Raw genomic sequence first — 9,632 nt, 5'->3', positions numbered from 1 at the left:
TTGCATGTATTAGGCACGCCGCCAGCGTTCATCCTGAGCCAGGATCAAACTCTCCGAAGAAATGTTTGACTTGCTCATTTTAAAAATAAAAATTAACGTTGACGTTTGTCGCTTTGTTCAGTTTTCAAAGTTCAACCGCCGCTCTTAAGCGACTTTAATATCTTATCAAGTTATCAACATAATGTCAACAACTTTTTTGAAAATCTTTTTTTTGCTTCGTTGTTACTGGTGTGTCTCAACGACGCTTTATAATAATAAAATATACTTACTAAAAAGTCAACATATTTTCTAAAAAATATTCTATTTATTTCATTATCCTTTTAGCATACATTTTATTAGTTGTTAATCAATAAAACTAATTTCTATATATAAGACTTCATTAGTTAAACTACCTTGTAAATAAAGCGTGCGTGTAACCCAAAAAATCCCTATTAGCTTACTGGATTATAAATAGGCTATTGAGACATTCTATATAAGGAAGAAGGAAAACAAGTAATTGATTAAACTAATCATTACAAAGCTTCTTACATTTGGGATGAGGTGTCTACAGCAGGCATATTTCAGAAAACCTTATTGTAAACCGATGTATGTTTGATTCATAAGGGGATGGTAGTCATGAACGTAGTAAGAATGTATATAATGGGTAGACAATAATGTTCATTTATTACTGTGCAAATGAGGTGTTTGTCGCAGACCAAGAACGACTTCGTTCACATTGTATATTTTTTAGTTCAATGCTTAAATGAGGTGTTTGTTAAAGAGAAGATACTTTTTCAAGTTACTGTTTCATTAGGCAATGGAATTACGTAAATGAAGTGTTCCTTAAAGATCGTTAACTGCATTAAAAGCTACTTTTTCCTTCTTCACATGACGGGATGTATAATCGTTTGCATCCCGTTTGTGTTACATAAGCTATCTCGACCAATCATTAAAAAGAGGAATCGTAGGAACAGCTTTTAGTTGCTCGCTGCTTCCTCCTTCTAGCTTTCAAATATAAAAAAGTAGACTTTTCATCCTTCACTTCGCCTTCAAACTTTTGCTTTTTTTAACGTTCCGTTTCTTGTGCTGTACTCCGTTCTTTTAAGATTATGCTCCACTATTCCGTGCAAAAAATTCCGTAAATCCATTCCATAATTTCTTTTTTTCACTTTATTACAATCCTTTATCCCTCTCAGTATCTCCCTCCCTTTTAAGCCGACTTTTTAAAAATTCTTGACCAGAAATCCTTTTCTCTTTTGCTAATTCATCTATTTTTTTAACGGCAACTGGATCAATATTTCGTAAAAACATATCCATGACATTCGTTCCTTTCCTTTATTTTATGGTTCTCTACTGAACAAGAGAGAAGAGCATAAGGGTTTTTTGCTATCACAGGGTGTGATAGGCTAGGCAGAGCCTAGCAAAACCGTGATATCACGAAAACCTCTAAAGTGTGAACCTGCTGTTGATCTAAACTCCCTCATGTGAACCTACTGCGAACATAAAAAACCAATGATGTGAACCTGCTGTGAACCTCAAAGAAACACATGTTGACCTACTGTTAACCTGTGTTTTTTCACTCCACTGCTAAAGCTTGTTGCTTTTTATTCAATTTTTTGAGCTTTTGTTGCAAGCTTTTTTGTTCACGTTTATAGAGTTGAATGCTTACATCACTTAATAGAATAGTATCCATTTTTATCATGATTTTAGATTCTTTATCGACTTTTCCTCGTTCACTTGGTACTTCATATCACGTCGTAATTCATTCATTTCCTATTGCGTTTGACGCTTATTTTCCGTTTCTACCGTAATCGTTTATAGGATAAAAAATGATTTATAAATGATAAAAAAGCACGCGTAAATCACTTTTATTGTAAGTGAAAATAAACCCCAGTTTTAACCATGAATGTACGAAAGAAAATAAAAAAAGATCGCTTGCTCCTGTACTGTTTTTCTAAAAAACACTTCAAAATGAAGTGACTCTTGAGGGGACATTTCCCAAATATGAAGGGTCGATGAAGGGGTTCTTGGCATAAATGTTGTGATTACTGAAGGGCCGGTGACGGGACTATCCTTTAATTTGAGGGTGCGCTGAGGGGGTTCCTTGAAGATTTTGCATGATATCACGGTTTTGCTAGGCTCTGCCTAGCCTATCACACCCTGTGATAGCAAAAAACCCTTATGCTCTTCTTTCTATTTTTTAAAGGGCACCACTATTTTGGGAATTTCAAATAAAATACAGAAAGTAAAATGAGAACTGTTAATCTTACTGCTGTTAAAAAAATTGATGAGGAAGCAAAGAAATTCGAACAATCATGACAGCAATTTTGAAACAACAGGTTCGTAAATGAGCTATTCTTAATTAAAAATACGACTGGGAAGGACACCTTTAAATCTTAATTAGGACCGGAACTAAAATGGTGGAGTGCTGTGAAATTTCTAGGACAATCTCTAACCTCATACTTCGACAAAAAAGCAGCTTCTACATGGAGTAGAAACTGCTCCTATCATATTTTCAACATGCTGCATAGGATGATTTTCTCTCACCCCTTTTACCAAAAAAGGACTACAAAAAATCACCCTACCCAGAATAGATATTTACCATTATCATTAAAGGTGAACGAATTACCAAATCATTAACATTCTCAAAAATATAGCATTATAACACACTTCTAACTATTTAGGGAGGGGTAAAAAAATACCCCTCCCCAGATTCCACAAATTCAGCTATGATGAAGTCGACTCCTAAAGAAATAACAAACGGATCGTAGCTAAAAATACTTGTTTTGATATATTTTGCTAATTTTTATTGAATTATGAGACTAGTTAACGCTATAATAAAACTAACAAAAACGTGCGGATAGAAAAAAGACTTCAACTGTTTAAGTAGTGCGCTAACACTCTTAAACCGTTCCCCCTAAATCCGGTAGGGAAAACACTTGTCGAAGTCTCTTGTTAATAGAGTTAGTTTTGTACAAAATAAAACTTATGGTTTTATTTTATACGAAATTGACATCTATTTCAAGGGCTTAGTTTATCTTAATTGAGGCATTGTTTTCCTTTTACAAGGGAGACAATGTCTTTTTTGTGTTCCTTAAAGGAGAAGATGAACAAATGACAAAGATATTAACTTGCTATTTACAAGATGTAAATACCTTCAATGGACGATTCAATTGGTTATGGAAAGAAAAACCGATCCTTCGCAAAAAGAAAGAAGCGTTTTTAGAAACACTTCGTACATACTTTAAACAACAACAAGTAGCCCTACATAAAGTATTCCCTAAAAAACGTATGGAAATGTTAGATTACGTGATTTATAACCTTGTTGCTACAGGCATTCAAGCGATCCAATCAAAAACACTTATGCAAAAATTTGATGTATCCCAAAGTACCGTTTCTCGCTTTGTAAAATCATTAAAGGAAACGCCATTTATGATCGTAGCACGTTATATCAAAGAAGATACAACAGGTGCTCATCCTGATAGCTATGTGTTTATCCTTAAAAGCCATACGAATTTTGATCAAATTTGTGATGAAATCTTTTTTGACCATGACACAACAGGTGTACAAACACTTCAACAAGAAGAAATGACAACTCCTGTGACAACTCCTGTGACAAGTCCAGAACGTGCTGAAAACGTTGATACACCAAGCTTTGAGGACGAAAAATCATCGTCCCCCTTTATTAACCTTGATTTACCTAAAAATCATTTAACTAATCATTTAATATCTGCTTCACAGTCATTTGCTTATATCAAAGGTGTGCCTAAAAAAGTAAATAATGTGTATGCAAGTAAATATGGTCATCAACTAAAAGACTTCTATGCTCGTATTCGAAATGCTGCAAAAGCAGTAAAACGAGATACAAAGATTGAGATTGTCAAAGAACAAGTACATGAAGTCGCGTATACAGCGATTGTAGGCTTAGATAAATATGTCCATGAAGCGAATCATAAGGGTACTCCCCTATCACTAGATGACATGTGCCGTCTTGTTTATCAAATTGCATTCAATCAATTTACAAATCTACTAAAAGGGAATACAAAAGAACAATCATCCGAGTCAGACATACATACTGAAGCTAAGACAGCTTTATTTAAGCCTAAACATATCATCCGTAAGGAATTGGTTCCTGCTTGGTTAAAAGCTGAACAGGAGCAAAAAGAGTCTACAAAAGAAACAGCTATCTCTCTGGATCAACAGCTTGAAATGATCCAATTAAAGCAAGATTTAGGGCAAGAACTAACATCAGAAGAAGAAACCTTGCTCCAGGAACACAGTACTACGTACAGTTCGTTAGAAATGGCGCAGCTTAAACAAGATCTAGGACAAGTCTTAACACCACAGGAACAAGCGTTATTACAGGAACATGCCCAATTACAGGACACTGTTTCGTAATCAAAAAGTGAAGAAATCCCTTAGAAGCTGATGTTTAGTAAGAGTATTATTATTTAGAACATACTTCTAAATAATCAATATATAAATCTATGTAGGAGGAGATCACGATGCCCCATAAAATGACCCTAACAGGTTCTGCGACAGGACCATTACGAGAATACGACCGTTACGTTGCCTTTGATATGCGAGAAAAAGGTTCACCTTCTGCGCCTAAAGGGTTAAAGAAGAGTACGTTTATTTCGTATACCGTGTTTGTTGCAAAGAAAGCCTTTAATAAAACCGGACTAACAAAAAAGAGTATTATGCATGAAAAAATCTTAATTCAAGGGGAACCAACGCTAGATATTCCCATTGACGAGTGCCCTGGCGAAATAGGTGTTATCTGCTTCCAGATTACCGTTCTCCCGAATAAAAACGACAAAGAAGTCAATGAGTCAAATGATAAAAAAGAAGCGAAACAAGAGGCTTCTAAGGCTCAGCAAGAGGTTGCGGCTACCAAGCAAGAAGAAAAACAAGAGCCTGTAGCAAAAGAAGCGAAAACGGTACAGCCAGAAGTGAACGAAACACCTGTTCAAGAGAAAAAGGCTGCGCCACAGAAGAAGCAGCAACCTATTCAGCCGAAAGGGACAAAGGATGTTGTGAGTTTTGATGACATTATCGTTCCTGAAGCCTTCTTAAAGACACGTCCAAACCCTGTGAAAACAGAAGAAGTCATTGAATTTGTGAAACGTACAGGACACCTTGACAAACCGTTAACGATTGAGAAAGAAACGAAGGTTTTAAAGGATGGCTATCGTCGTTATATTGTGGCCAAAACCATGAAAATGGACAACGTTCCGGTTGTCTATGAATATCAAAAATAACGTAATATCTAAGAAGGTAGCTATGAACACTAAGTATATGCCAGACTATGGGCTGCAAACATGGGCTTATCATCTAACCTTGTGTTTCCCTTATGATTTAGGTCATTTATCGCCAGATGATCGAAGATATAATATTTACATGGCTACACTCACCCCCAAAATTAAGTATAGATGAAGATTCTGTCCAACTCTTTGAAGATTATATACGTTTTGACGTAATTGTTGGAACAGGCGAACATACTACATGGGAGACGCTTGACGTTTCCGTCTTTCCAAGTGTTATCCCAGGATTTGATCACAGAAAATTTGAATTTGACTATGAGAAGCCACGTAAAGCAATGGTATTCACAGGTTGGGAGAAAGGTGTTATCGAGTTAAGTCTTCTTCAAGTCTATCGTGAGCATTCAAAGTATTACCTAGATACAGAGATCCTTTATATTGGGCAGGCATTTGGAGAGAATGGAGAACCCCTTCCTGCTGAAGGGTTAATGTCTGATCTTACGTTACAGAAGATAGAAGTTGATCTCTTACATGAATATCCTGAAAAAGATCTAGCCCTTCTACTATTGGAGTTCAAATCACAGTTATTAGAGGAAATAGACAGTGAGGACGAAGATCTAGTTCAACTACAAGAGATAACAAAGAATCCGCCTCTGGAATTAAATAATCAAATCTTAAATGCAACGGAAGCAGCTCTAATCAACCATTTTAATCCTGAGTACAATAAAAAATTCAACAATGGTTTTTCTCGCGTAGAAGATCACGGGCTACATTATCATTCCATCACTGTGCAGGTTCATCCTAATATTATGGGATTAAAGCTATTCTCAAAGGAAAAGACATACCTATCAAATGAGCGTATTATCTCTTCTCCTTTACTCTCAAAGAATTAAAAAAGAGTTATCCCCTTCAAATAGGTGATGAAAAGGCTATAAAAAAATAGGACAAAGTAAAAGACCCTCTTCTGCGAAGCAAGAGGGTCTTTTACTTTGTCTTACTTCTTATTAAATTTCACATGACGGATAAACCATATATTAATTAACACTTTCATCACTTTGAACATATTGAAGAACTTTCTTATCTATATATGATTCAATAAAATCCTGTCTTTCTCCTAATTTTTCAGTTTTCTGCAGACCTAGAAAACCACTTCGCATAAACCTTTCACTTTCCGGTTTTTGATTCCACAATTCAACAGCTTCTTCCCGTGCTTGAATCCTTATTTTCGCTTCAACCTCTCTCAACCTTTGCTGGTCTTGTTCAGACTTTTTAATGTCTGGCAAGGTTCGCATTAATTGCTGGAGAGATAATATTTCTTGAGTAGTATTTTCAGATATCTGTTTTATTTGCTTTTCAGTATGTTTAACAAATCCATCAAACAACTCAGCCATTGATTTTATTTTTTCTGTATTACCTTCTACTTGCTCTTGCAGTTCCTCTACTGATTCTTCTAAAAATGACTTAAGAGACTCATTTTTCTCAAGCATTTCATCAGTCAATTCTTTGTTGAAATGCGCTTGAATCATTTTTAAAGAGTAGTCATTTTCTTCTTTTAAACGTTTTGCTTCTAGCAGATCATTTAGATCCTGCTGACTAAAACGCCGATGACCGCCCTCAGTTCGACTACCCTGCAAATTCATATATTTCATATATTTTCGCACATTGGATTGAGACCACCCTAAAATCTCTGCAACATCTTTTATTTGATAAGATAATTCTTCTTGTGTTTGCGACATAAATCAATCACTCCTTACCTTGTTCTACACCAAGATTGCTATACTGGTTAACATTATATCAAATCTACTACTAAACTTTCTCGAAATTCTTCATAAAGTACTATCCAATTTCAAACAAACATAGTTTTGATTATATAATTCTACACAAAAGAAGATATAACCTTTTGGAATCTATAATTATTTTTGTACAATTCCGAGTATAAGTTTAACTTAAGTTTAACCACAAGGTGGATATTGCATTTAATTTTGCACATTCTTGTGTGTTAGTTCAACTCAAGTTTAACTATGATGATAATATTGCATTTTAATTTATACATTCTTAAGTATAAGTTTAACTTAAGTTGAACAAGTTGTACATAAACTTATATAAATGAAGTGTATAATGGTGAGTAGTAGTCTTCTTTATAGCGAAATTGCACTTATTTTTGTATTTAAAAAATGCAAAAACCTCGCAATACATGGCGTCCTGAGCGAAGCTGCATAAAATCCTTGTCAAACCAAGTGTAAAATCGCTCAGTTTTAGTAGATAAGGAGCTAGAGCGACTTTTTAAGACAGATTCTATAGCTGGTAAGTTAAATAATGACTGAAATAAAAAAGTGCGCTAAGGATTCCAAATAATTGATTCATAAATTGTTTAAATTAATTGCATAAGTTATTTATTTAGAGAAAAGTGACATTTTATGGTCTACTACGTATTCTTTGCACTGAAATCAAAAAAAGAGCCTTGCTTCTATTCTTAGAATCTAGGCTCTTTTCTATTTAGATACGAATATCCATAACAAAGACCGCCCATTATGTATCAGTGTATAAGGCGGTCTTAACTGTATTCATGCTATATGTCTATTACAAAAATATCGACATTATTCTATATCTAATTAAATATTAAAATCTGGGCCTCTGCATTACTTTCTAAAGTATATGATTAGTCCCTTGACTATTATGCGCCAAAGTGAGCCAAAGTGAGTATTTTTTTTTGAAATATGGAGAACATGTTAATAAAAGGAGTTGTTAATCATGTTCTGGTGGAAGAATCCAAAAAGATCTAAATTTGGAAGATGGCTAGACAATGAAGGTATTACACAAGTTGAATTTTCAGAAAAAAGTAAAGTGTCAAGAAGAACTCTTACAAGGCTTTGTAATGAAAAACAGTACATACCTAGTCCCCAGATTTTGAGAAAAATTATGAACGTTGTAAAGAAAGTAGACAGTAGTAAACAACCAAAAGATTTTTTTGATATATAAGAAGGACAACTACTGTCTCTTTATCTATTATCTTGCCCAATTACACACAATAACCCTCTATTTTCAACAAATAGAAGGTCATTAATTAGTGCCTGCCTGTCACTAGTCAACCTTCAGAAGGTGACATCTCTATTCTTAACCAAAATAACCAAATTCTAAACTGTTCATATAAAGATATATCTTCATTTCCAGTTAACATATAACGGATTTCTGGAACCAAGCAACCAAACATGCCTCTGTATAATAAGGTTTATGTAAGAGAAGCGTCCAACGTTGCATCTTTTAGCTGATTGTTTAATTAAAGAAATCTGTTAGAAAAGTGGGCTTCTACTAATACGTTAAATTACAAGAATCCTCTATTATTTTTTTAATAGCTTTATTGTGAAAGCAGTTCTTCCCGTTGTACTCATCACTTCAATTTGACCATTATGAAGGTCGACAATGCTTTTTACAATTGCCAGCCCTAACCCTGATCCTCCAGTAAATTGTGATCGAGATTTTTCAACCCGGTAAAATCGTTCGAAGATATGAGGAAGATCTAATTGTGAAATAGCTTGGCCGTAGTTGGCGATTTCAATTTCAACTGTTTTTTCTGTGTCGCTTAGCCCAACATCAATATATTTACCCTTACTACCATAGCGAATGGCATTTTGTATTAGATTCTCGAATACCCGTGCGAGCTTTCCACCATCTCCCACAACAATTGGATCTGTCGCAGTACAATATAAGCGATACTCCATTTTAGCTTCTTCTAACTGCATTCTTGATTGGACGGCCAACTGATTAAGCATTTCTTCAATATTAATAGATTCCTTTCGAAGTTTGACTTGCTGATTTTGCATATAAGTATATTCAAAAATATCATTAATCAAAGTATGCAAGCTAGATGTCTTATCATGAATTATTTGAATATAATGTCGAAGCTCCACCTCGTTACAATAGCGATCATTGTTAATAAGATCTAGATAACCAATAATTGACGTAAGTGGTGACCTAAGGTCGTGCGCCACACTAGTTACAAGCTCATTTTTTAATTGTTCTGCCTTTTTGACTTTATTGATTGCTTCTTCCGATGATGCAATAATCTTTTGGATTCCTTCAGCTAGTACTTGGAATTCGGGCTGAATTGAAATATCATCTGAATTTCTTTCTCCTTCTGCTAACATCTGAACATCCGCAGCTATTTTATTTAAATAAAAAGTAAGATATCGTTTCCGTTCAGATTGATAAAAGAGCAACAAGTATACCCCAGTGGTAAGAACATAAAAAACGAGAACTATCAATTCACGAAAATAGGATAATATGAAAAACAAGCTCTCAAAAAACCTTGAATTGTCCTCTAAATACCATATTGTTGGCAAAAGAATGACTCCAGTCACCACTGCCAGGAAAAGCGATATGAAAATGTACATC

At 34.7% G+C, this 9,632-nt stretch carries 7 protein-coding genes and 1 rRNA gene; 4 read left to right on the top strand and 4 right to left on the bottom strand.

The features are described 5' to 3' along the window. Together LAV82_RS29630 and LAV82_RS29625 are read right to left on the bottom strand one after the other, a co-directional pair. Positions 1–60 (bottom strand): 16S ribosomal RNA (locus LAV82_RS29630); the annotation flags it as partial. Positions 61–1,152: 1,092 nt separating this feature from the next. Further along, entirely contained in the window at positions 1,153–1,296 is a 144-nt protein-coding gene (locus LAV82_RS29625; protein WP_499717508.1) for a hypothetical protein, read from the bottom strand. Between the two features lie 1,797 nt (positions 1,297–3,093). On the opposite strand from LAV82_RS29625, the gene LAV82_RS29620 reads away from it, so the two are divergent. The 3 genes from LAV82_RS29620 (at position 3,094) to LAV82_RS29610 (ending at position 6,133) form a co-directional block, all read left to right on the top strand. Beyond that, positions 3,094–4,377, top strand: a complete 1,284-nt coding sequence (locus LAV82_RS29620; RefSeq protein WP_499717507.1) for a replication protein — start codon at positions 3,094–3,096, stop codon at positions 4,375–4,377. A 107-nt stretch (positions 4,378–4,484) separates the two neighbouring features. Then, positions 4,485–5,240: a ParB N-terminal domain-containing protein gene (locus tag LAV82_RS29615; protein WP_499717506.1), complete on the top strand. Its 756-nt coding sequence runs from the start codon at positions 4,485–4,487 to the stop codon at positions 5,238–5,240. A gap of 116 nt (positions 5,241–5,356) precedes the next feature. Then, the gene (locus LAV82_RS29610; protein ID WP_499717505.1) at positions 5,357–6,133 is read left to right on the top strand and encodes a hypothetical protein; all 777 of its coding nucleotides are present in this window, start codon (positions 5,357–5,359) and stop codon (positions 6,131–6,133) included. A 141-nt stretch (positions 6,134–6,274) separates the two neighbouring features. Here LAV82_RS29610 and LAV82_RS29605 read toward each other — a convergent pair whose 3' ends face one another. After that, positions 6,275–6,976, bottom strand: coding sequence for a MerR family transcriptional regulator (locus tag LAV82_RS29605; protein WP_211080138.1), 702 nt, complete (start codon positions 6,974–6,976; stop codon positions 6,275–6,277). 1,015 nt (positions 6,977–7,991) lie between these two features. On the opposite strand from LAV82_RS29605, the gene LAV82_RS29600 reads away from it, so the two are divergent. Next, a complete protein-coding gene (locus LAV82_RS29600) occupies positions 7,992–8,219 on the top strand; it encodes a helix-turn-helix domain-containing protein (protein ID WP_053488265.1) in 228 nt (75 codons plus the stop codon). Positions 8,220–8,578: 359 nt separating this feature from the next. On the opposite strand, the gene LAV82_RS29595 is transcribed toward LAV82_RS29600, so the two are convergent. Beyond that, positions 8,579–9,580 carry a sensor histidine kinase gene (locus LAV82_RS29595; protein ID WP_499717504.1) on the bottom strand — a complete coding sequence of 334 codons (1,002 nt, stop codon included), beginning with the start codon at positions 9,578–9,580 and terminating at the stop codon, positions 8,579–8,581. Between the last annotated feature and the right edge of the window lie 52 nt (positions 9,581–9,632).

Source organism: Bacillus sp. ILBB4 (assembly GCF_035064545.1).
GTDB lineage: Bacteria > Bacillota > Bacilli > Bacillales > Bacillaceae_H > Priestia.
This window is presented reverse-complemented; position numbering and strand designations above follow the sequence as displayed.